This window comes from Haloferax prahovense DSM 18310, from assembly GCF_000336815.1.
In the GTDB taxonomy this organism is placed as follows: Archaea; Halobacteriota; Halobacteria; order Halobacteriales; family Haloferacaceae; genus Haloferax; species Haloferax prahovense.
In genome coordinates, this window is the sequence record NZ_AOLG01000054.1 from 244,520 (window position 1) to 264,593 (window position 20,074).

A 20,074-nucleotide genomic window follows, 5' to 3' on the forward strand; every position below is an offset into this window, starting at 1 on the left:
ACATCCCCACCACGGTCCCGTTCTGACGCGTCGTCGGCTCTTCACTCGGACCGCGAGTCGCGGTCGATGTCGTCGATATCGTCGATATCGTCTATCGCCGAGCCGACGAGGTGTCGGAGCGCTCGCCGGAGTCGCTGTGAGAGCGCCTGTTCGCTGATGCCCAGTCGGCTCGCGATCTCGTCGAGGCCAGTCTCTTTCGGCGTCTCGAAGTAACCCCGTTCGAAGGCGAGCCGAAGCGCCGCGAGTTGCTTTTCCGAGAGGTCGCTGTCGGGCGGGTGGCGCTCGTCGAGGCGGGCCGGTTCGACCCGGCGCACGTCGATATCGATGTCGCGGGAGAGACACGCGTCGTGGAACCGGGTGGTCAGCTCGTTCGACGCGAAGTACACCGACAGCGACCAGCCGTACCTCGTGCCGACCATCTGCCGGACGATGCCGTCGCAGTCGCGAATCGCCGAGATGATGCCGCCCTCGTGAGTCGCCCACTCACAGCGGTAGAGCCGTCCCTCGGGGCCGTCGGAGACCGGCTCGAAACACTCGATGTTCACGTGGTCGTCGAGGAAGTCGTCGAGCTCCTCGCGGTCTCTCCCGCGGGCGACGAAGTAGGGAACCGGCTCGCCCGACACCGGGATACCGCCGACGAACGTGAGTTCGAATTCGGGGTCTTCGAGCGTCGCATCGGGAGACACGCCGGCCAGCGGGTGACCGAGTTCGACCTCGTACCCGGTGTCGCGGTCGTCGGTCATCGCGGCACGGAGACGGCGGCGTCGAAGACCGAAACGACGGTGCACGTTCGTATATCGAGTCTCACAAACAGAGAAAAATACGGACGAGCGAAGGATATTTTTTGCGGAGGCTCGGCCTTTCATAGTAAAGGCATTTAAAAACTAACCCCAAAATGGAGGGAGTCGGTCGGTCGGCACCGGGCGGCGCGTTCGTGTTAGTATTAAATCATTTCTGTCGAATCAATCGAGGCGCACCGGGTCGTCACTGGGGCGAATCGCGACCGACACCTCGTCGCCGACGGCGAGGTCGTGGCCGGGACAGACGACCTTGGTCCCGAAGTCGATTCGGGACGCGAATAATGACAACCCAGTCATACGAAGTCCGTCGACGAGCACGTCGAAGTCGGCCCACGGAACGTCCCGGCCGGCGGTCCGACCGACTCGCTCGCCGAGGAGCGACAGGGATTGCCCGTCCGCGACGGGTGAGAGCGTGCCACCGAACCCGTAGTGGGCGAGGCCCCCGTCGAGGACGACGCCCTCGTCGCTGGCGAGGCCGACGAACTCGTCCGGTCCGACGTCCGCATCGGCGCGCGTCGGGGCGTCGAGGACGACGAACGTCTCGGCCGTCTCGACGACGGTTCCCGTCCCGTCCCAGTCGAGCGGCGAGACGGTCACGTCGGTCGAAACCGGGAGCGACCCCCGGGCGCGGTGCTGATTCGCGTCCGCGGGGCGGAAGCCGAGGTGGACGTGGTTCGCGACCCACGGGGCGAAGAAGCCGGAGCGGACGAGTCGTCCCAGTGAGTCGCCGACCGCGACCTCGTCGCCCGCGGCGACGTCAGGTCGGACGTGGAGGATTCGCGCCACCAGTCCGTCGCGGGGGTCGTCACCGGCGTCGCCGAGCCAGTCCAGCCCGGTGGCCTCGGCGTCGACGTCGACGAGCACGAGGTACTCGTCGTCGTGGGCGTAGGGCTTGTCGGGCGCGCGGACGGTCCGCGTCTCGCGGACGACGCCCGCGACGGGCGAGCGGGCCACCGGGTCGTCGTCCGCGACGTAGAGGTCGACGGCACAGCCGCTGTCGTGGGCGGGGTACGGCGAGTTGTAGAGCGAGAAGCGCTCGAAGTGCGAGAGGACCGACCGCGGCAGTCGCAGCATGGTCGTCGGGACGGGACGGGTGTGCTTAGGTACGTCGGGGTGCTTCCTTCGGGCATGCGCGTCATCCGCGGCCGCGGGCCCGACCGAGACGCAGACCGGGCGGTCACCGCGGCCATGCTCCGCGAGGCGGGCGAAACGGGCGAACCGGCCTTCCGGGCGTGGACGCCGCACCGACAGCTCGCGTTCGGCAGGCGCGACACCCGCGCCCCGCGGTACGACGAGGCCGTCGCCGCCGCCGAGGAGCGCGGGTTTCCGGCAATCGAGCGCTCCGTCGGCGGCCGGGCCGTGGCCTACACGGGAACCACCGTCGCGTTCGCTCACGCGCTCCCGCTCGACGACGCCCGAAGCGGACTCGACGCGCGGTACGAGGCCGGAACGACCGCCGTCGTCCGCGCCCTGCGAACGCTCGGCGTGCCCGCACGGCGGGGCGAGCCAGCGAACTCGTACTGCCCCGGCGACCACTCGGTCCAAGCGGGCGGGAAGCTCTGCGGTATCGCCCAGCGGGTCCGAAAAGAGAGCGCGCTCGTCTCCGGCGTGGTCGTCGTCGCCGACCGCGACGAGATTGCCGACGTGCTCGCGCCCGTCTACGAGGCCATCGAGGTCCCCTTCGACCCGGGTTCGGTGGGCAGCGTCGCCGACGCCGGCGGCCCGGCGAGTTCGGACGCAGTCTGCGACGCCCTCGAAGCCGTCTTCGTCGGCGACCCGGCGACCCGAGTCGAGGACGCGGTCGACATCGCGTGAGCGACTCCGGGCGTAACCGACGACGCGCCGACGCGGCCGGCCGCGGCCGCTCTCCGAACCGCGGTCACTACCCGAACCGCCGGACTTAGCACCCGGCGCGTCGCACCCCCTCGTATGCGAATCGAGAACGCGACGCTGGCCGACGGCCGCGTGGTCGATGTCCGCGTCGAGGACGGGACCGTCGAGGCGGTCGGCGACCTCGACCCCGTCGCCGACGAAGAGACCGTCGACGCCGAAGAGAACCTGCTTCTACCGGGCGCTATCGACGTGCACGTCCACTTCCGCGAACCGGGATTCGAACACAAAGAGACGTGGGAGACGGGCGCGCGGAGCGCCGCCGCGGGGGGCGTGACGACCGTCGCCGACCAACCGAACACCGACCCGACGACGACCGACGGCGCGGGCTTCGACGCGAAGGCCGAGCGCGCCGCGAAGTCGTGTATCGACTACGGCATCAACGGCGGCGTCACCGCCGACTGGGACCCCGACAGCCTCCTCGACCGCCCGCTTTTCGCCCTCGGCGAGGTGTTCCTCGCCGACTCGACCGGCGACATGGGCATCGAGGCCGACCTGTTTTCCGAGGCCGCAGAACGCGCCGGCGAGGCGGGCGTGCCAGTCACGGTCCACGCCGAGGACGCCGACCTGTTCGACGAGTCCGCCATCGAGGGCGACCTCGGCGGGGTCGGCCGCGACGCCGACGCCGACGCGTGGAGCGCCTACCGCACCGCCGAGGCCGAAGAAGCCGCCGTCGAGCGCGCCGTCCGCGTCGGCGGCGAGACCGGCGCGCAGATTCACGTCGCCCACACGAGCACGCCCGAGGGCGTCGACGCCGCCCGCGACGGCGGCGCGACCTGCGAGGCGACGCCGCACCACCTGTTTCTGTCCCGCGACGACCTCGCCGAACTGGGCACCTACGGTCGGATGAATCCGCCGCTGCGCTCCGAAGAGCGCCGCGAGGCCATGTTCGAGCGCCTCGCCGACGGCCGCATCGACATGGTCGCCACGGACCACGCGCCCCACACTCGCGAGGAGAAAGAACAGTCGCTTCTCGACGCCCCGAGCGGCGTCCCCGGCGTCGAGACGATGGTGCCCCTGCTTCTGGGCGCGGTCGTCGAGGGCGACCTCACCGTCGAACGAGTCCGCGACGTGGTCGCCGCGAACCCCGCCGAGGTGTTCGACCTGCCGCGCAAGGGCCGCATCGAGGCGGGCGCCGACGCCGACCTCGCGCTGTACGACCTCGACGCCGCCCGCGAGATTCGCGGCGCGGACCTCCACTCGAAGTGCGACTGGACCCCGTTCGAGGGCCACACCGGCGTGTTCCCCGAGTGGACGATGCTCCGCGGCGAGTTCGTCTGGGGCGGCGACGGGTTCGGCGAAGTCGCAGGCGAGAACGTCCGCGACTGACCGGAGGCGGAAACCGACCGAGGGCCGGCCCGTCAGAACCGCGCAGCCGCGACCTGCGCGCCTTTCCAGCCGACGCCGACGAGCACCGCGAGCGGCGCTGTCAGGACGACGAGCGAGACGGCCGACCCGGCGAGACCGCCGAGTCCGCCGAGCGCTGACGACGCGACGACGGTCGCGAGGAAGCCGCCCACGGCGAGGGCCGGCGAGACCAGCGCGTAGGCGAACAGCCAGCGCTGGTTGCGAGTGAACTCGACGCCGTAGCCCGGTCCCGGCGGGATGAGCAGGCCGCCCGCGAGGAGGACGAAGCCGACGAGCCCGAACACGAGGAGGAAAAAGCCCGCGAGCCCGTGGGCGAAGCCGTCGCTTCCGGGCGGCGGCGGAGGCATCGTGACGGCGGTCCGCCAGACGAACGCGAGGAGCGCGGCCCCGACACCGGCGACGGGGAGTTGGAGCGAGCCGAGGACCGCGCGGAGCGACCATCGCATCGGGCCGACTGTCTGCGGGGAGACAGATAGCAGTTCCGTCGCGGCCGGGGCGTCGGCCGGGAGTCGGACGACCCCGATGCAAGCGAATCCTTTTCCCGTCCGACACCCCGAGGGAGTGACACGCATGACCGACGAGCAGACGCCTCCCCGAGGTCGTGACCCGAACGCGGACGAACCGCACGCACTCACGGGACTGTTGTCGTTCTGGGAGACGGTCGTGGAGGACGCCGAGGCGACCGCGGCCGAGTACGAAGACGAGGGCTGGGAGACGCTCGTGCTCCATCCCGGCGATGTGACGGTGCTGCCGCCGGCGACCCTCCCCGAGGCGACGGAGCGCGTCGGCTTCGACGTGCTCGTCCCCGGAAGCGAGTTCGAGTCGCTGTCGACGTGGGTCGAATCGGCCGCCTTCGACCGCTACGACGTGTACCGCGCCCGCGAGGACGACACCGTGTTCGTCGTCTCAGTCGTCCAGGACGCCGCGGCGTCGAAGGCCGTCGTCGTCCCGCTGTACTACGGGCTGGACAGAGTGGACGCGATGGCGACGAAGGCGCGAGAACAGGGCGAACTGCGCCTCTACGTCCGGCCGGTCGAGGCGGACCGACGCGTCGAGTTAGTCCAGTCGGAACCGGACCCGCTTTTCCCCTGACCCCGAGTCGGCGCGGAGTTGGCTCCGAACCGACCCCGGCCGCGAGGGCTCACTCCTCGTCCGACAGCTCTTCTTGTCGCAGTTCCGTGCTCGCCTCGCGGACCTCGCGCATGACGCTGGAGATGCGCTCTTCGGCTTCGAGTTCCTCTTCGACCGAGAGGTCGACGCCCTCGACTTCGAGCAGGAACTTGGCGATTTCCGTCACCTCGTACATCATCTCGTCGAGTTCCTCGGCCGTGAAGAATCCCGACATCGCGCCGTAGAGGAACGTCGCTCCCGACTTCCGGACCTTGTCTCGGAACGCCGAGCGAGCCTGATTGACCGCCTGCGGGGTGTAGGTGTCGGTCATGAAGGGGACGAGCTCGGGGAGGTTGTTCCCGATTTTCGTCATCTCGACGCCCGTCTCGGTTCGGAAGTCGGCGCAGAGCCGCGCGATGGCCCACTCGCGGGCCGTCACGTAGGTCCGCTGGCGGAGGAAGTCGTTGACGCGGTCGTACTGCGCGCCGTCGACTTTCTTGAACCGGGCGTACTTTTGTACGTCCTCCGGAACGGCGTCTTCGGCGTCCTCAGTACCTTCAGCGTCGGAACCCGCTCCGGCGGCGTCGGCCTCGGAGTCGGTCGCGACCTCGTCGGCCTCGGAGTCGGTCGCGTCATCGTCGGCCGGAGCGCTCTCGGTACCGGCGGCGGACTCCGCAGTTGCCGCCGCCGCGTCTGCCGCCGCTTCGTCCGCCTCCGCTCGCGTGTCCGCATCGGGGCGAGCCCCCTCCTCGGCGTCGCTCGCGCCCGTCTCGAACTCGTCGGACTCGTCTGTCATACCGCGGGCTACCGCGGCACGGCCGAAAAGGGTTCCGCGACGTGCGGTCCCCCCGCCGGCGGGGGTGTCGCCCCCCGATTCCGGGCAAGGGTTTTCTATCGCGACCGCGAGATTGGGAATCATGAAGGTACTGCTCGGAATCGGTGGCAGCGACGATTCCATCCGAGCGCTCGAAAAGACGGTCGAACGGACGGCCAACGTGGACGACGACCTCACGGTCGCCATCGTCGACAACCCGTCGGTCGAGCGCTCGCGCGAGGACATCGAAACGCGGGTGACGGAACTGCTCGACGAACGGGGCGTCGAAGCGACCGTCCGTCTGCTCGACGGCGACGCGGGGAGCGCCCTCGTGGACCTCGCCGAGAACGAGGGGTTCGACCAACTAGTGCTCGGCGGCGGCGAGACGAGTCCGATGGGGAAGATACAGATCGGTAGCATCGCGGAGTTCGTCCTGCTGAACTCCCACGTGACCGTCACCCTAGTACGATGAGCGACCGAACGTTCTCCGACGCCGTCGCCGACCCGTACGACGCGCCGCCACTGTCGTTCACCGACAGGGAAGACCGCACCATCGAGGTGCGCGCCTACGACGGCTCAGACGAGGAGATGGAGGCGCTCGTCGAGATGTACGACGCGTTCGACCCCTCGGACCGGGCGCAGGGCATCCCGCCGGGGCGCGAGGACCGCATCCGCGACTGGCTGGAGAACATCCTCGACGAGGACTGCCTGAACGTCATCGCGTGGGACGGCGGCGAGGTGGCCGGTCACGCGACGCTCGTCCCCGACGGTGACGCCTACGAACTCGCCATCTTCGTCCACCAGACGTACCAGCGCGCCGGTATCGGCACGCGGCTCATCAAGGCGCTGCTCGGCTACGGCCGGGTGTCCGGCGTCGAGAAGGTGTGGCTCACGGTCGAGCGCTGGAACCGCGCGGCGGTCGGCCTCTACCAGACCGTCGGCTTCGAAACGAGCGACGCAGAGAGCTTCGAGCTGGAGATGACCATCCGACTCGCCGAACCCCCGGACGACGAGGGAGGTTGAGGGCGACGGCGAGTCACGGCGACAACGACCTGCGGTTCAGACCGAGAGGACGGGCTGGCTGGCGTACAGGAGAACGTACTCGGCGGCCTTGGCGAGCACTTCGCCGGGGTCGCCCGAGACCGGCTCTCGGGGCACGACGATGAAGTCCGCGTTCAGCTCTTCTGCGGTGTCGAGGACGACGCTTCCGGGGTGGCGGAGCTTGCTCGTTCGCGAGAAGCCGTAGGCGACCGACGAGGTGACCGGGACGTCGGCCTCGTCGGCGAGGGCCGAGACCGTGTCGGTGACGGCCTTGCTGTCCTCGGCGACGGCGTCCTCGTCGACGACGCCCTGCTCTATGGCGCGGACGACGTCCTCGCCGAGGACGTGGACGGCGTGGACCGCGGCGTCGTACTCGGCCGCGACGGCGGCGGCGTACTCCGCCGCGCGCGTCGCCTCGTCGCTTTGGTCGACCGGCACGAGAACGAGGTCGATAGAGAGCGGGCGCGGTGACATGTCCCCACCTGCGTCGGGCGACGACAAAAAACTCACCCCACGGTCCCGACGGTCGGTCGTCCCAGACTGGTTTTATGCCGCCCCACTGTGAACCCGTAGGCATGTTCGACACCATCGTCATCGCCACCGACGGCTCGGCGAGCGTCCGCCGGGGGGTCCGCGTCGCGGTCGACCTCGCAGAGCGGTTCGACGCGTCGGTCCACGCGCTGTACGTCGTCGACGCCGGCGACGTGGAGACCGCGCCGGAGCGACTCCGCGACGAGATGCGCGACGCGCTCACCGAGCGCGGCGAGGAGGCGCTCGCCGAGGTCGAGGCCGCGACCGACCGCGACGTGACCCTCGCGGTTCGAGAGGGCCGCCCCGCCGCCGAGATTTCGAACTACGCCCGCGAGGTGGACGCCGACGCGGTCGCCATGGGCACCCGCGGCCGCCACGGCGAGAACCGCTTTCTCATCGGGAGCGTCGCCGAGCGCGTCGTCCGGACCTGTCCGGTGCCGGTGCTGACGGTCCGCCAGTTGGAAGAGGGGACGACGGACTCCTTACTGAGCGACGAGGCCGCCTGAGTGGGCTGCGGGACTCGGTTCGGTCGCGGGCCGCGAGACGCTCGATGTGGTCGCCGCCGACGGAATCGGGAGGAGTTTTCCCCGTCGCGCCCGAGTTCGGCGTATGGAAGACGAGCTCATCGACAGTTCTCAGCTCTCGCTCCCCCGCAAGTCCGTGCTCCCCGGAGCCGGATTCTTCTACCCCGACTCGTTCGACGAGGAACGCGCCGAAGAGCGCGCCAAGGAGAAACTCGAAGACGCGTCGGTCGCGGTCGTCACCGACACCGACGCCGACGGACTCGGCTGCGTCGCCCTCCTCCGGGAAGCCTACGATGCGGCCCTCGACGTGGCCGACTTCGAAGCGCGAATCGAGGAGAAACTCAGCGACGAGGACGAAGACGAAGACGACGAGGAACCCACCCTCGCCGAGGAAGACGAGGAGGAAGAAGAGCGACCGAAATCGCCGGTCGCGCTGATGGGGTCGAGCCCGTACTCGCTCGAAGACGACCTCCAGCGCGTCGCCGACTACGCCCCCGAGGGCGTCGAGGTGTACGTCTGCGACCTCTGTCCGGACAAGTTCGAGTACGTCGAGGAGGAACTGGCCGCGCTCGTCGAGACCGCCGGCGAGATTCACTGGTACGACCACCACCAGTGGAAGCCCGAGGTGGCCGAGGCGGTCCGCGATGCCGGCGTCGACCTCGTCGTCGGTGAGTCCGACGAGGAGTGTTCGACCGACGTGACGCTCCGCGAACTCGACTACGAGTTCGACGAGCGCTTTTCGGAACTCGCGGCCGTCACCCGCGACCACGACCTCTGGCTGAACGAAGACGAGCGGAGTCAGGACCTCGCGGACTACGCCTACTGGACCTCGAAAGAGGAGTACGTCGCCGTCGTCGGCGCGTACGGCGCGGACCTCCCGCCGGTCGTCGAGGAGTACATCGCCCACCGCCGCGTCGAAAAGGAGAACCTCATCCAAGCCGCCGTCGACCGCGCCGAACTGAAGACCGTCGGCGACTGGACGGTCGGCGTTACCTACGGACGATGCTCCCAGAACGAGGTCGCCGACGCCCTCCGCGAGGCGGGCGCGGACGCGGCGGTCGTCGTCAAGCCCGCCGGGAGCGCCAGCATCCGCGGCTCCGACGACTTCGAGCGCTGTCACGAGGTCGCCGACCTCGTCAACGGCGGCGGCCACCCGAAGGCCGCCGGCTGTAAGCCCGACATCTACGACGACATGCTCGACTACGCCCACCACTGGACGACGCAGGGCGCGACGACGAAGCGCGTCATCCTCCGGGCGTTCGAGCAGGTCGCCGACGCGGTCGAGAAAGCGGAAGCCGAAACCGACGACGCGGACGAGGCGGACGACGAAGGCGTCGAGACCGAGCGCTAACGTCGAAGCCGAACTCGAAACGCGGCGTGGAAAAACGGAGGTCGATTACGCGTCGTCGACGACCCAGCGGTCGGAGTACGTCGTTCCGCAGGTACACTTGGCGTAGGCGTGGACCACGTCGCCCTCCTCGTAGATGCCGCCGACCTCCTCGTTTTGCGCCTCGGCGAACGAGAAGATGAACTTCACCTCGTGGTTCTCCTCGGAGGCCGCCTCGGGGCAGGTGCCGCCGCTGAGGTCGTCGTCGATGTCGCCGTCGTTGCCCATGGCGGTCTGGGCGAACTCCATGGCGTCCATGCCCGTGCCGGCCGCGAAGGCCCGGCGGCCGTCGTCGCCGGGGACGACGAGGACGTAGCCGTTTTCGACTTCGACGCCCATGTTCGGGAGCTTGCCCTGGCTGTCGAGGTACTCGTGGGTGAGATAGAGCGCCACGTCGTCGAGGCGCTCGCCTGCGAGGTACTCCGTTACCTTGCTCATACCCCGCCTAGAGCGGTCGGCGCGTAAAAGCGGCGTGTCTCGGAGTGCGACCGGTCACTCGTCGGACAGGCCGAACTTCTCGGCGATGCTCGAAAGCGAGTCGTTCGGCCGCTCGGTGACGCGGTACACCTGCCGGACGCCCGGCACGCGGAGGCCGTACTGGTAGCCGTCGTCCAGTTCGTCGAGTTCGACGGCGTCGCCGTCGGCCCGGTCGTGTTCTCGGCACCACTCGACGAGCCGATTCTCGCCGTTGTTCGGGGTGCGCGCGAGGCGCTTGTTGTCGTACGCGCCGCGAATCACGAGCCCCGAGGCGTCGGCCGAGAGGCGGGCGTGATAGGCGGTGCCGTCGAGGTGGAGCCGAACGAAATCGCCGTCTTCGGCGGTCACGTCGTCGGGGACGCGCAGACAGGGGCGACGGGTACCGCCGCTCCGGGCGATGTTCGCGCGGAACGTCTGGACCGACGGATGGTCGGAGGGCAGTTGCTCTGGCACGGGAAAGAGAGGAGTGAGACGGCGTTATTCGTCCGCTTCTTCGTCGTCGCCCTCGCCGAAGGCGGCGGCGACGTCACCCTCACCGGAGACGACCTTCGCGTTGATCTGGACGGTCTCGCCGGAGACCTCGCGGCCACGGACGGTGACGCGCTTGCGCTCGCCGTCGCGGGACGGCTTGTAGCCGATGCCGTCTTTGGCGAGGATTTCCTTGAGCGCGCCGCCGGGCACGTCGGGGTGCATCGGTCGGCCGGCCTTGTCCGAACCGCCCGTCAGTTCGAGCGTGAAGCCGTCGAGACCGACGGCCGCGCCGTCGACCTCGTCACCGAGGTCGCGGCCGAGGAATCGGTTTGCGTCCTGTCCTTCGACGTCGACTTGGTAGGTCGCACCGGTGTCGGGGTCGGCGACGACGACCATGAATTCTGCCATGCGCGGATGAAAACGGTCGCGGATAAAAAGTACGTCGAAAGCGCGTCTCGGGACCGTACCCGCCGAATCGGGGCGAAACGGCCGAATTCGGCGGCGTCAGGGAGGAACGACAGGTGCTGGCAAGAGTTAACATCCGACACTGCGTATATCGTCTCATGAGCAACGATATCACCACTCGTGAGCCTGCAGACCTCGTCAAAGCCAAATCCAGGGCGCTGGTCGGTCCCGAGCCGACAGACCTCGTCGAACGGCCCCCGACGGAGTTGGTCGAGCGCCGGACCGATGCGCTCGTCGAACGCCGGACGGAGATGTTAGTCGAGGCGGAGCCGACGACGCTCGTCGAGCGCTCGTGGTACGAGTGTACCGCCTGCGGCCACCGCTCGGGACACGGCGTCTACGAGCAGGTCTGTCCGCGGTGCGGCGGGTCGCTGAAGAACATCGGCGTGGCTCAGGAGTGAGCCTCACGCGACGGATGCGGTCTCGTCTCCGCCCGTCTCGCCTTCGGCTTCCTCGATAGACTCCCAGAGCGAACACCAGTCTGCGGGGTCGACGTAGCCCTCGACTTTCGCGCAGGCACCGAAGCCGTCGCCGTTCTTGTCGGGGATGTACTCGGCGCAGTTGCCGCAGTCTCGTCCGGCCTCGGTGAGGCCCGCCTCGACGGCGTCGTCCGCCTCCTGGAACTTGACCGCCTCCTTCGTGAACAGGTTCTCAGGGTCCCGCTGCTCGTTCGCCTGCGAGAGCGCCGTCCGGTAGGCCTCCGGAACCGGGCCGTGTTCGAACTCCTCCGCGGAGACGCCCTCGGGACGTTCCTCGTCGTGGTCGTCGTCCGTCTCCTCTGCTGTCGTTGTCGTCTCCGTCTCCTGTTCGCCGCCACCACCGAGGCAGCCAGCGACACCCACTACCGCACCACTCCCCACCAGTTCGAGGAACCGCCGCCTCGTTCGGCCGAATCGCGCCATAGCCGACAGCTACGTCCTCAGACGGTTTTAGTAAGCGCAAAGTTACCGTTGAACATGGTATCTTAACCGTCTCAACCCCAGCAGACGGCGAGTTCAGAAACCGTCGGTGTGAGGGCTCAGAACCCGTCTTCCCAGCGGAACGTGCCGTTTCGTTGGACGACCTCGCCGTCGACCTCGATGCGCGAGTCCTCACTCATGTCGGTTATCATGTCCACGTGGACTGCGGACTGGTTGCCGTCTTCGCCCTCGGGGAGGCACGCGCCGTACGCCCGCCCGACCGCGAGGTGGATGGTGTCGCCCATCTTCTCGTCGAAGAGGATGCTGTCGGTAAAGCGGTCGATACCGCGGTTCATCCCGATGCCGAGTTCGCCGAGGCGGCGCGCGCCCTCGTCTGTGTCGAGGATGCCGGCGAGCGCGTCCTCGCCCGCGCCCGCGGAGAAGTCGACCACTTCGCCGCCCTCGAACGTCAGGTGGACGTTCTCGACGCGCTGGCCCTCCAGCGTCATCGGCACGTCGAAGAACACCTCGCCCTCGACCGCGTCCTCGACGGGTGCGGTGAACACCTCGCCCGACGGGAGGTTGTGGGAGTCGTAGGCGACGGAGGCCGCGGAGTTGACCGCGGTGCGGCCCTCGATTGACATCGTGAGGTCGGTGTCCGCCTTGACGATGCGCACCTCCGAGCCGGCGTCGAGCACGTCTTTCATGTTCGCCATCTCGTCGGCGAGTTCCGACCAGTCGCGGAGAATCGCGTCGTAGACGAAGTCGGCGTACTCCTCGAACGGCATGCCCGCCTGCTGGGCCGCCGCGCGGGTGGGGTGGACCGTCGAGACCCAGTCGGTGTCCATGCGCGCCTCTTTGACCTCGCTCGTGGCGCGGCCGTAGGCCTGCCGCGTCTCGGTCGGCACGTCGGCGGTCGCCGCCGTGTTGCGAGTGCCGCCGAGGAAGAGCACCGAGTCGGCGGTCTCGTAGAGGGCGAGTTCGTGTTCGGGGAGGTCGAAGTCGCCGTCGTGCGCGCGGAGGTACGCCCGCTGGACCTCCTCGGAGGCGTAGGTCGTGACGACGCTCGCGCCGCGCTCGCCGAGGGCGTCGGCGACGGCGACCGCGAGGTCGTGAGCTCCCTCACCGACGGAGACGACCACGTCGTCGCCGGCCTCGATTCGCGCGCTCCAGTCGACGAGCACCGCGGCGTGCTCGTGGATGCGTTCGTCCATACCCGAGCCTCGCGCGGGGCGGTAAAAACGTCGGCGTCTGCGGCCGCGAAGCCGCCCGACCGCGGTCCCGAAAGCGGTGATTGCGGCGAACGGACCGAGCGTTACAGAACGCTTATCGCCCGATGTCTGCCATCCACCCCCGTGACTTCCATCGCACTTGCCACCTCCGAGGACCTCCCCGGACTCGTCGACGACGACGCCTCGTTCCTCGCGGCGCTCCGGGAGCGTGACGTGGCGGCGGAGCCGGTCGTCTGGTCCGACGAGTCGGTCGACTGGGACGGCTTCGACGCCGTGGTCGTCCGGTCGATTTGGGACTACTACCGGCATCCGAGGGCCTACGCCGCGTGGGTCGACCGCCTCTCCGACGCCGACTGCGCGGTGTGGAACCCGCCGACGACGCTCGACTGGAACAGCCACAAGTTCTACCTGCGGGACCTCGCCGACGCCGGCGTCTCGACGCTGCCGACCGAGTACGTCGAGCGCGGCGGCGACGTGTCCCTCGAAGCCGTCTTCGAGACGCGAGGGTGGGACGAGCTCGTCGTCAAGCCCGCCGTGAGCGCGGGCGCGTTCGAGACGAGACAGTTGAGCCGCGCGGAGGCCGCCGACGCCCAGCCGTGGGTGGACGACCTCGTCGCCGAAAAGGACGTGTTGGTTCAGGAGTTCGCGCCGGACATCGAAGACGGCGAGTGGTCGCTCGTCTTCTTCGGCGACGAGTTCAGCCACGCGGTGGTCAAGCGCCCCGAGCCCGGCGACTACCGCGTCCAAGAGAAACACGGCGGGAGCGTCCACGTCGAGGAGCCGAGCGAGACGCTGCTCGACAATGCCCGGCGCGTCGTCGACGCCGTCTCGGCCCACCTCGGGGGCGACCCGCCGCTGTACGCCCGCGTCGACGGCGTGGAGCGCGGCGACGATTTCCTCCTCCTCGAAGTCGAACTCATCGAGCCCGAACTGTTCTTCCGAACCGACGACGACGCCGGCGACCGATTGGCCGAGGCGCTGTTGGCGCGGCTCTGAGCGGTCGGGACCGACGGCGGAGCGGTCGGGACCGACGGCGGAGCGGTCGGTCTCGACGGCGACCGCGCACGCGCCAAACCACAACCACTACCACCCCCCGCGGACGATGCCGACGCATGCAACTAGGCGTCATCGGCCTCGGCCGGATGGGGCGCATCGTAGTCGACCGAGTGCTCGATGCCGGGCACGAGGTCGTGGCCTTCGACCTCTCGGCGGAAGCCGTCGCGGCGGCCGCCGACGCGGGTGCCGAACCCGCGGACAGCGTCGCCGACCTCGCCGACCGGCTCGGCGACGACAAGCGAATCTGGCTCATGGTCCCCGCGGGCGACGCGGTGGACGCGACCCTCGACGACCTCGACCCGCATCTCGACGGGGACGACGTAGTCGTCGACGGCGGCAACTCCCACTTCGAGGAGTCCGTGCGACGCGCCGAGGCGTGCTCGGCGGCCTACCTCGACTGCGGCACCTCCGGCGGCCCCGCCGGTGCCGAACTCGGCTTTTCGCTCATGGTCGGCGGCCCGCAGTGGGCCTACGACGAGTTGTCTCCCGTCTTCGACGCAGTGGCGACCGGCCCCGCCGGCCACGGCCACATGGGCGAGTCGGGCTCCGGCCACTACGTGAAGATGGTCCACAACGGCGTCGAGTACGCGCTGATGCAGGCGTACGGCGAGGGCTTCGAACTGCTCGCCGAGGGCCGGTACGACCTCGACCTCGAATCGGTCGCGCAGACGTGGAACAACGGCGCGGTCATCCGCTCGTGGCTCCTCGAACTCTGCGAGGAGGCGTTCCGCGAGGAGGGAAGCGACCTCGGCGACGTGGACGACCACGTCGCGGGCGGCTCGACGGGCACGTGGACGGTCCAAGAGGCGCTCGAACAGGAGGTCCCGGTCCCGCTCATCTACCAGTCGCTCGCCGAGCGGTTCGGCTCCCGCGCCGACGACCGCTTCTCCCGTCGCCTCGCCAACCGGCTCCGGTACGGCTTCGGCCGCCACGAGGTCGCGCGGAAGGACGACTGACGGGGTCTGACGCCGGCCCCCGTCGGCGCGACCGCGATACCGGGGGCGGCCTCGATATTGTGGGAATCCGCGTGAGACCCGCGTCTCGGCGGTGAAATCGACCGCCCGCGGGTGCCGCCACAATCACAATTTCCTTAACCCCTCCCTCCATATCCGCCGGTATGGCAGTCATCAGTCTGGTGGGTGTCGGGGCCGGATTGGTCCTGGTACTCCTCGCCGTCGCCCTGCACTACTCGAAGGGCACCGGCTGGGAGCCGACCGCCGACATCACACAGGAAGTCCTCGAACGCCGCGCGGCGACCGTCGCAGAGACCGACTTCCCCGAGCCGATGAACCGTTCCATCGGCGGGGGCGGCGGCGTCGCCGCGGTCGCGGGCGGCGAAGAGGGCGCCGAACTCGAAGGCGAGGAGGCGGAAGAAGAGCCGAGCCCCGCCGACATGCCCGAAGACGAAGTCGAGTACTTCGAAGTCGAGTTCGTCAAGCAGGGCGAGACCATCGAACTGGCGAGCAACGAGACGGTGCTCGACCAGGGTGAAGACGCCGGAATGGACCTCCCCTATGCGTGCCGGCAGGGTTCCTGTGTCTCCTGTGCCGCGAAGATTACCGACGGCCCGGCAGAGGAGTACATCACGCACCACACGCAGGAGACCCTCTCCGACGAGGAGATGGACAACGGCTACACGCTCACCTGCGTCGCCTACCCGAAGGCCGACTTCGCCATCGAGACCGGCGAAGCGCCGTAACGCGACGAACCGCAACCACCCACCGTTTCTCTCGACGCCACCCGTTTCGGTGAGCCGCGCCCGTCCCGTTCGGCACCGAGGGTCGCGGTTCGCGGTTCACGGTTCGCGGCTGTCGCTCCCGGTCGCTCCCGCTTGTCGGCGAGGTGAATTCGAGGGGTGAAGACGCCTATCGACGCTTTCAAACGGTCTCCGCGTGTCTCACCTGTTCAGTGTCCCTCCCCGAAGGAGGTTCCCTCACCGAAGGCGACCTCAAACGGCCGATGTTCGAACTGGCGTGGCCCATTATCGTCACCGAACTCCTCCAGGTGGCGTACAACCTCGCCGACACCGTCTGGCTCGGTCGGCTCTCGACAGACGCCGTCGCCGCCATCAGCCTCGCATTTCCCCTCATCTTCCTGCTCATCTCCGTCGGTGGCGGCTTCACCGTCGCCGGGAGCACGCTCGTCGCGCAGTACACCGGCGCGAAAAGCGAGGGCTCCGCCGGGACCGTCGCCGGGCAGACGCTCACGTTCATCACCGTCATCGCCGTCGTCGTCGGCGTCATCGGCTTTTTCGCCACCGACGCGATGCTCGGCGTCCTCCCGAGCTCGGAGGCGACCGCCGGGCAGGTCATCCCCCTCGCCGGCGACTACATGCGCGTGTTCTTCCTCGGCCTGCCGTTCCTCTTCGGCTTCTTCGTCTTCTCCGCGCTCATGCGCGGCTACGGCAACACCCGCGCCCCGATGGTCGTGATGTTCATCAGCGTCGTCATCAACATCGTCATCGACCCCGTGTTCATCTTCGGCTTCGACGCCAATCCGCTGTTTTCGATGCTCGGATTAGAGGGCCTTCAGGCGAGCCTCTTCACCGCCACGGGCTTTGATGGGTTCAAAGTCGCCGGCGCGGCGTACGCGACGGTTCTCTCGCGCGCCGTCGCCACCATCATCGGCATCTACGTCATCTTCGGGACGAGCGCCGGCCCCGACGTGCAGCTCGGCGACTTCCGCCCGCAGTTCGAGTACATCAAGAAAATCGTCGATATCGGCGTCCCGAGCGCCATCGAGCAGTCCGCCACCGCCCTCGGCTTCATCACACTCACCGCGATGGTCGTCACGTTCAACCCCGAAGTCGTCGCCGCGTTCGGCCTCGGCAACCGCCTCACGTCGCTGGTGTTCCTCCCGGCGCTCGGCCTCGGACGAGCGACGAACACCATCGTCGGCCAGAACCTCGGCGCACAGAAACCCGACCGCGCCGAGAGCGCCGTCTGGCTCGCCGCCAAGGTCGGCGCGAGCGTCATGCTCGTCACCGGCGTGCTCGCCTACGTCTTCGCCGAACCCGTCGTCGCGTTCTTCCTCCAAACCGGGACCGCGTCGGCCGCCCAGACCATCGACCTCGGCGTCGAGTACATCCGCATCCGGGCGTTCGAATTCGGTTTCATCGGCGTCCTCCAAGTCGTCCTCGGCGCGTACCGCGGCGCGGGGAACACGAAGACCGCCCTCGGCTTCTCGCTGTTCGCGCTCTGGTTGGGCCGCGTGCCAATCGTCTACCTGCTTTCGTTCCAGTTCGGGTTCGCCGAGACGGGCATCTGGCTCGGGATGGCCGTGGGACAGATTCTCGGCGCGATTGCGGCCACGGCGTGGTTCACCCGCGGCACGTGGAAACACAGCGTCGTCGACGCCGACGCGACCGGAACGTAATCGGCCGCCGGCGTGGGTTCCACAACGGTTTTACGTCGGTGCCGTGTAGCTCTCTCCGCTGAGGGCCCGTAGCTCAGTGGACAGAGTGCTTGGTTCCGGACCAAGATGTCGCGGGTTCAAATCCCGTCGGGTCCGTTCGCTTCGCTCACTCCCCCGACGTAGTCACGCTCGCTGACGCTCACGTGACTCCCGTCGGGTCCGTACAGTTCTGGAACGCTTTAGAACCAAAGAGCGAGTGCTCTAACCGTCGAATCCGCATATTTTCCCACCAACCGATTTCGTCACGCACCGTGACGGACTTACACTCCGGAGGACTAGTACTACCAGCACAAATCTAAAATACATAGATTTCGTACTTCACGTATGCCCACCCTTACTGACCGTGGCGACGCACCACCAATCGACGACGCGCCACCACAGTCGTTCGACGATTTCGATGGGCTGTTGGCAGCCACGACGTTGCTGCAGAACCCACGCCTCGCCCGCGAGTACGTCTACCTCTGCTACTACGGGCCAGCAACCATCCAGGACCTCATCGAGGAACTGGACATCGCTCGTGCAACGGCCTACGACGACGTCGAGCGACTCGAACGACTCGGCGTCGTCGACCGCGACGAGAGCACGCGCCCCCACCAACTTACCGCGGAACCGTTCGCGTTCGTCGACGGTCGCGAAGTCGCAATTACCCCGACACTGCTCCACGCAGTCGCTCTCACAGAGTTCGACGACGATGCCGAGTACTTCCACAATCGGTACGGCGTAGGACGCCTCGTGAGAGCAGTTCGAGCAGCAGCAGCGTACTATGCCGGGAAGCTCACTCAACGGATGGCGGCCGAGGAGATGGACGTCCAGCCAGTCGAGGGAATGGCCATCATCTATGCAGTTCGGCCCGTCTTGGAGGCTGGTCGGGAGCACGACCCGTACTTCGAACAACTCATCTCGTCAGACCCTGACGAATTGGAGTTCGATGGGGAGTAGTGACCTCCACTCGGACGACTTCGTACTCGCCGACACGAACCTCTTCGTCGCCGTGGGTGGCCCGGAGAATCCGAAGTTCCAGAAACTCCGGAAGTTCGCAGCACGGCATCAGATAACCTTGCAAGTTCCCCAACGTGTTGTCGAGGAACTGAGCACGATGCACGTCGCGGACCGGGTAGAAACAGCCATCGAAGAAGGGTGGGCGACCAAAATTAATCCACCATCGCCGACCGATTCCGATGCGGTCGCGGCGATGGACTACGTTCGACGAGAGATAGCCCGGAAGTCCGGCAAGAACGAACACGAAGTCGAGAAAGCCGACACCGTGTTCGCCGGCTTAGCAATCGAGTTACTTCGAGATGGCAATCCACGAGTCGTCGTTCTCACTGACGACAAGATTGCAGCAGCAGCGATAGAAGGGGCAGTAGCACAACAGGGGTACGACGAAACGATTCTCGTGCTCCGCCGCCGCGACATCATGGACGATGGTGGCGACGTCCGAGTCATTTGAGGTCGGCGTAGACCAAATCAACAGACAACGCTCCAATTAAAACAGATTCGTCACACGCTACGACGCATTCCCGTCGGGTCCGTTCGCTTCGCTCACTCCCCCGACGTAGTCACGCTCGCTGACGCTCACGTGACTCCCGTCGGGTCCGTACAGTTCTGGAACGCTTTAGAACCAAAGAGCGAGTGCTCTAACCGTCGAATCCGCATATTTTCCACCGGGGCAATTTCGTCGTGCACTGTGACACGGGCTGTCGCTAGCTATCGGTTTCGTGGATTCAAACACACGAGAGGTCGTCGGTACACTCGATAGCGAACTCTCACTGGTCCCTATCGGGTTCTAACGGAGTGCGGTCGATGCCCACCGTATCGTAGTCCTGTTCACTGGAGAGAACTTCCTCGCCACTCGTCGCAATCACACCAGCGTGAAGTGCATCGAACGGTGTCAGATGATACTCTTCGAGGAACGCCGCCGCCGCGAGAACTGCATCCTCGTGTTCTTTCGGCGTTATTGGAACGAGTTCGAGGAGGTTCGCTATCGCCCGTGGGGCGTCAATGTCGTACTCAGACTGTTCGCGGTCGTAGAAGAGAACGAGAACTTCCGCGTAGGCCAGAATCGACGTGTGAATGTCGTCGCGTTCTTGGAGCGCTTCGAGTGCCGAGTCGCGCAACCAGTCTTCGTTCTTCACGAGCGCAATCAAGAAGTCAGTCTCGACGTACACGAATCAGGCCTCGCGATTTCCCGACCGCTCTTCGTCCTCGGCTTCGATTTCTTCGGAGATTGCTCTCCTCGCCTCCTCTTTGAGTTCGTCTGCGTCAGTCTCCTCGAAGGCGTCGCCAACTGCCTCACGAAGTCCCTCTAACGGGTCGTCGTCGACCGGGAAGAGCGCGACGTGACTCGGGAGTTCGACGATACGATAACGTTCGCCGAACCGTGACCGGACGTCCTTCGGGAGATAGATTCGCCCCCGTTCGTCCGTAGATTTCGACATGGTTCACGTAGTACGGGAAAAATTAAAAATGTTCCCGGTATTCTTTCAATCCTCCCACTCGCTCAGCATCAGCTATCGAGTTGGGTCGTTGCGCAGCAAATCGCCAGACTGCGCCCCGATTAAAACAGATTCGTCACACGCTACGACGCATTCCCGC

Annotated in this window: 26 protein-coding genes and 1 tRNA gene; 15 read left to right on the forward strand and 12 right to left on the reverse strand. The window is 67.3% G+C overall.

The features are described 5' to 3' along the window. Positions 1–41: 41 nt before the first annotated feature. Complete coding sequence (locus C457_RS17055; RefSeq protein ID WP_008096607.1) at positions 42–743, reverse strand: helix-turn-helix domain-containing protein; 702 nt, start codon at positions 741–743, stop codon at positions 42–44. 219 nt (positions 744–962) lie between these two features. After that, entirely contained in the window at positions 963–1,874 is a 912-nt protein-coding gene (locus C457_RS17060) for a hypothetical protein (RefSeq protein WP_008096609.1), read from the reverse strand. A gap of 54 nt (positions 1,875–1,928) precedes the next feature. On the opposite strand from C457_RS17060, the gene C457_RS17065 reads away from it, so the two are divergent. Beyond that, positions 1,929–2,615: a lipoate--protein ligase family protein gene (locus tag C457_RS17065; RefSeq protein WP_008096611.1), complete on the forward strand. Its 687-nt coding sequence runs from the start codon at positions 1,929–1,931 to the stop codon at positions 2,613–2,615. 114 nt (positions 2,616–2,729) lie between these two features. Further along, on the forward strand, positions 2,730–4,019 hold the full coding sequence (locus C457_RS17070) for a dihydroorotase (protein WP_008096613.1): 1,290 nt from the start codon (positions 2,730–2,732) through the stop codon (positions 4,017–4,019). Between the two features lie 32 nt (positions 4,020–4,051). Here C457_RS17070 and C457_RS17075 read toward each other — a convergent pair whose 3' ends face one another. Then, positions 4,052–4,504, reverse strand: a complete 453-nt coding sequence (locus C457_RS17075) for a hypothetical protein (protein ID WP_008096615.1) — start codon at positions 4,502–4,504, stop codon at positions 4,052–4,054. A gap of 124 nt (positions 4,505–4,628) precedes the next feature. On the opposite strand from C457_RS17075, the gene C457_RS17080 reads away from it, so the two are divergent. Beyond that, complete coding sequence (locus C457_RS17080; protein ID WP_008096618.1) at positions 4,629–5,150, forward strand: DUF7529 family protein; 522 nt, start codon at positions 4,629–4,631, stop codon at positions 5,148–5,150. Positions 5,151–5,199: 49 nt separating this feature from the next. Here C457_RS17080 and C457_RS17085 read toward each other — a convergent pair whose 3' ends face one another. After that, positions 5,200–5,964 (reverse strand): DUF5806 family protein, encoded by a 765-nt coding sequence (locus tag C457_RS17085; RefSeq protein WP_008096620.1) that lies wholly within the window; start codon positions 5,962–5,964, stop codon positions 5,200–5,202. Between the two features lie 121 nt (positions 5,965–6,085). Between C457_RS17085 and C457_RS17090 the strand changes: the two genes are divergently transcribed. Together C457_RS17090 and C457_RS17095 are read left to right on the forward strand one after the other, a co-directional pair. Then, entirely contained in the window at positions 6,086–6,454 is a 369-nt protein-coding gene (locus C457_RS17090; RefSeq protein WP_004976468.1) for a universal stress protein, read from the forward strand. Beyond that, positions 6,451–7,005, forward strand: a complete 555-nt coding sequence (locus C457_RS17095) for a GNAT family N-acetyltransferase (protein ID WP_008096624.1) — start codon at positions 6,451–6,453, stop codon at positions 7,003–7,005. The genes C457_RS17090 and C457_RS17095 overlap by 4 nt, the downstream gene beginning before the upstream one ends. A gap of 36 nt (positions 7,006–7,041) precedes the next feature. Here C457_RS17095 and C457_RS17100 read toward each other — a convergent pair whose 3' ends face one another. After that, positions 7,042–7,497 carry a universal stress protein gene (locus tag C457_RS17100; protein WP_004976470.1) on the reverse strand — a complete coding sequence of 152 codons (456 nt, stop codon included), beginning with the start codon at positions 7,495–7,497 and terminating at the stop codon, positions 7,042–7,044. A 101-nt stretch (positions 7,498–7,598) separates the two neighbouring features. Between C457_RS17100 and C457_RS17105 the strand changes: the two genes are divergently transcribed. Beyond that, on the forward strand, positions 7,599–8,060 hold the full coding sequence (locus tag C457_RS17105) for a universal stress protein (RefSeq protein WP_004976471.1): 462 nt from the start codon (positions 7,599–7,601) through the stop codon (positions 8,058–8,060). A 103-nt stretch (positions 8,061–8,163) separates the two neighbouring features. Then, positions 8,164–9,429 (forward strand): DHH family phosphoesterase, encoded by a 1,266-nt coding sequence (locus C457_RS17110; RefSeq protein WP_008096626.1) that lies wholly within the window; start codon positions 8,164–8,166, stop codon positions 9,427–9,429. A gap of 45 nt (positions 9,430–9,474) precedes the next feature. Here the strand turns inward: C457_RS17110 and C457_RS17115 are convergent, their stop codons facing one another. The 3 genes from C457_RS17115 to C457_RS17125 are packed head-to-tail and all read right to left on the reverse strand — an operon-like array spanning position 9,475 to position 10,821. Continuing rightward, positions 9,475–9,903, reverse strand: a complete 429-nt coding sequence (locus C457_RS17115; protein WP_008096628.1) for a DUF5807 family protein — start codon at positions 9,901–9,903, stop codon at positions 9,475–9,477. Between the two features lie 54 nt (positions 9,904–9,957). After that, positions 9,958–10,395, reverse strand: a complete 438-nt coding sequence (locus tag C457_RS17120; protein ID WP_008096630.1) for a DUF7112 family protein — start codon at positions 10,393–10,395, stop codon at positions 9,958–9,960. A gap of 24 nt (positions 10,396–10,419) precedes the next feature. Continuing rightward, positions 10,420–10,821 (reverse strand): 30S ribosomal protein S6e, encoded by a 402-nt coding sequence (locus tag C457_RS17125; RefSeq protein WP_004976475.1) that lies wholly within the window; start codon positions 10,819–10,821, stop codon positions 10,420–10,422. A gap of 155 nt (positions 10,822–10,976) precedes the next feature. On the opposite strand from C457_RS17125, the gene C457_RS17130 reads away from it, so the two are divergent. Next, the gene (locus C457_RS17130) at positions 10,977–11,279 is read left to right on the forward strand and encodes a rubrerythrin-like domain-containing protein (RefSeq protein ID WP_004976476.1); all 303 of its coding nucleotides are present in this window, start codon (positions 10,977–10,979) and stop codon (positions 11,277–11,279) included. 3 nt (positions 11,280–11,282) lie between these two features. On the opposite strand, the gene C457_RS17135 is transcribed toward C457_RS17130, so the two are convergent. Together C457_RS17135 and C457_RS17140 are read right to left on the reverse strand one after the other, a co-directional pair. Next, positions 11,283–11,780, reverse strand: coding sequence for a high-potential iron-sulfur protein (locus C457_RS17135; protein ID WP_049913682.1), 498 nt, complete (start codon positions 11,778–11,780; stop codon positions 11,283–11,285). Positions 11,781–11,896: 116 nt separating this feature from the next. Then, positions 11,897–12,991, reverse strand: a complete 1,095-nt coding sequence (locus C457_RS17140; protein WP_008096635.1) for an aminopeptidase — start codon at positions 12,989–12,991, stop codon at positions 11,897–11,899. Between the two features lie 141 nt (positions 12,992–13,132). Between C457_RS17140 and C457_RS17145 the strand changes: the two genes are divergently transcribed. The 7 genes from C457_RS17145 (at position 13,133) to C457_RS17175 (ending at position 18,929) form a co-directional block, all read left to right on the forward strand. Continuing rightward, the gene (locus C457_RS17145) at positions 13,133–14,005 is read left to right on the forward strand and encodes an ATP-grasp domain-containing protein (RefSeq protein WP_008096637.1); all 873 of its coding nucleotides are present in this window, start codon (positions 13,133–13,135) and stop codon (positions 14,003–14,005) included. A 116-nt stretch (positions 14,006–14,121) separates the two neighbouring features. Then, positions 14,122–15,021, forward strand: coding sequence for a phosphogluconate dehydrogenase (NAD(+)-dependent, decarboxylating) (gene gnd, locus C457_RS17150; RefSeq protein ID WP_008096639.1), 900 nt, complete (start codon positions 14,122–14,124; stop codon positions 15,019–15,021). Between the two features lie 161 nt (positions 15,022–15,182). Next, positions 15,183–15,764: a 2Fe-2S iron-sulfur cluster-binding protein gene (locus tag C457_RS17155; protein WP_049913683.1), complete on the forward strand. Its 582-nt coding sequence runs from the start codon at positions 15,183–15,185 to the stop codon at positions 15,762–15,764. 209 nt (positions 15,765–15,973) lie between these two features. Then, entirely contained in the window at positions 15,974–17,440 is a 1,467-nt protein-coding gene (locus tag C457_RS17160; RefSeq protein WP_304999687.1) for an MATE family efflux transporter, read from the forward strand. A 62-nt stretch (positions 17,441–17,502) separates the two neighbouring features. Next, positions 17,503–17,575, forward strand: a tRNA-Arg gene (locus C457_RS17165). A 228-nt stretch (positions 17,576–17,803) separates the two neighbouring features. Continuing rightward, complete coding sequence (locus C457_RS17170) at positions 17,804–18,418, forward strand: DUF7437 domain-containing protein (protein ID WP_008096643.1); 615 nt, start codon at positions 17,804–17,806, stop codon at positions 18,416–18,418. Further along, positions 18,408–18,929: a hypothetical protein gene (locus C457_RS17175; RefSeq protein ID WP_008096644.1), complete on the forward strand. Its 522-nt coding sequence runs from the start codon at positions 18,408–18,410 to the stop codon at positions 18,927–18,929. Before C457_RS17170 ends, C457_RS17175 begins: the two co-directional genes overlap by 11 nt. Before the next feature lie 316 nt (positions 18,930–19,245). Here C457_RS17175 and C457_RS17180 read toward each other — a convergent pair whose 3' ends face one another. Continuing rightward, positions 19,246–19,647 (reverse strand): PIN domain-containing protein, encoded by a 402-nt coding sequence (locus C457_RS17180; protein ID WP_008096645.1) that lies wholly within the window; start codon positions 19,645–19,647, stop codon positions 19,246–19,248. Between the two features lie 3 nt (positions 19,648–19,650). Further along, entirely contained in the window at positions 19,651–19,917 is a 267-nt protein-coding gene (locus C457_RS17185; protein ID WP_008096646.1) for a hypothetical protein, read from the reverse strand. Between the last annotated feature and the right edge of the window lie 157 nt (positions 19,918–20,074).

What these genes read in the sequence shown, in the direction of transcription:
- C457_RS17055 (WP_008096607.1), bottom strand. Translation starts at nt 743, where the DNA reads ATGACCGACGACCGCGACACCGGGTACGAGGTCGAACTCGGTCACCCG.
- C457_RS17140 (WP_008096635.1), bottom strand. Translation starts at nt 12,991, where the DNA reads ATGGACGAACGCATCCACGAGCACGCCGCGGTGCTCGTCGACTGGAGC.
- C457_RS17115 (WP_008096628.1), bottom strand. Translation starts at nt 9,903, where the DNA reads ATGAGCAAGGTAACGGAGTACCTCGCAGGCGAGCGCCTCGACGACGTG.
- C457_RS17125 (WP_004976475.1), bottom strand. Translation starts at nt 10,821, where the DNA reads ATGGCAGAATTCATGGTCGTCGTCGCCGACCCCGACACCGGTGCGACC.
- C457_RS17185 (WP_008096646.1), bottom strand. Translation starts at nt 19,917, where the DNA reads ATGTCGAAATCTACGGACGAACGGGGGCGAATCTATCTCCCGAAGGAC.
- gnd (WP_008096639.1), top strand. Translation starts at nt 14,122, where the DNA reads ATGCAACTAGGCGTCATCGGCCTCGGCCGGATGGGGCGCATCGTAGTC.
- C457_RS17080 (WP_008096618.1), top strand. Translation starts at nt 4,629, where the DNA reads ATGACCGACGAGCAGACGCCTCCCCGAGGTCGTGACCCGAACGCGGAC.
- C457_RS17090 (WP_004976468.1), top strand. Translation starts at nt 6,086, where the DNA reads ATGAAGGTACTGCTCGGAATCGGTGGCAGCGACGATTCCATCCGAGCG.
- C457_RS17070 (WP_008096613.1), top strand. Translation starts at nt 2,730, where the DNA reads ATGCGAATCGAGAACGCGACGCTGGCCGACGGCCGCGTGGTCGATGTC.
- C457_RS17085 (WP_008096620.1), bottom strand. Translation starts at nt 5,964, where the DNA reads ATGACAGACGAGTCCGACGAGTTCGAGACGGGCGCGAGCGACGCCGAG.
- C457_RS17105 (WP_004976471.1), top strand. Translation starts at nt 7,599, where the DNA reads ATGTTCGACACCATCGTCATCGCCACCGACGGCTCGGCGAGCGTCCGC.
- C457_RS17170 (WP_008096643.1), top strand. Translation starts at nt 17,804, where the DNA reads ATGCCCACCCTTACTGACCGTGGCGACGCACCACCAATCGACGACGCG.
- C457_RS17075 (WP_008096615.1), bottom strand. Translation starts at nt 4,504, where the DNA reads ATGCGATGGTCGCTCCGCGCGGTCCTCGGCTCGCTCCAACTCCCCGTC.
- C457_RS17095 (WP_008096624.1), top strand. Translation starts at nt 6,451, where the DNA reads ATGAGCGACCGAACGTTCTCCGACGCCGTCGCCGACCCGTACGACGCG.
- C457_RS17100 (WP_004976470.1), bottom strand. Translation starts at nt 7,497, where the DNA reads ATGTCACCGCGCCCGCTCTCTATCGACCTCGTTCTCGTGCCGGTCGAC.
- C457_RS17110 (WP_008096626.1), top strand. Translation starts at nt 8,164, where the DNA reads ATGGAAGACGAGCTCATCGACAGTTCTCAGCTCTCGCTCCCCCGCAAG.
- C457_RS17065 (WP_008096611.1), top strand. Translation starts at nt 1,929, where the DNA reads ATGCGCGTCATCCGCGGCCGCGGGCCCGACCGAGACGCAGACCGGGCG.
- C457_RS17060 (WP_008096609.1), bottom strand. Translation starts at nt 1,874, where the DNA reads ATGCTGCGACTGCCGCGGTCGGTCCTCTCGCACTTCGAGCGCTTCTCG.
- C457_RS17135 (WP_049913682.1), bottom strand. Translation starts at nt 11,780, where the DNA reads ATGGCGCGATTCGGCCGAACGAGGCGGCGGTTCCTCGAACTGGTGGGG.
- C457_RS17175 (WP_008096644.1), top strand. Translation starts at nt 18,408, where the DNA reads ATGGGGAGTAGTGACCTCCACTCGGACGACTTCGTACTCGCCGACACG.
- C457_RS17130 (WP_004976476.1), top strand. Translation starts at nt 10,977, where the DNA reads ATGAGCAACGATATCACCACTCGTGAGCCTGCAGACCTCGTCAAAGCC.
- C457_RS17155 (WP_049913683.1), top strand. Translation starts at nt 15,183, where the DNA reads ATGGCAGTCATCAGTCTGGTGGGTGTCGGGGCCGGATTGGTCCTGGTA.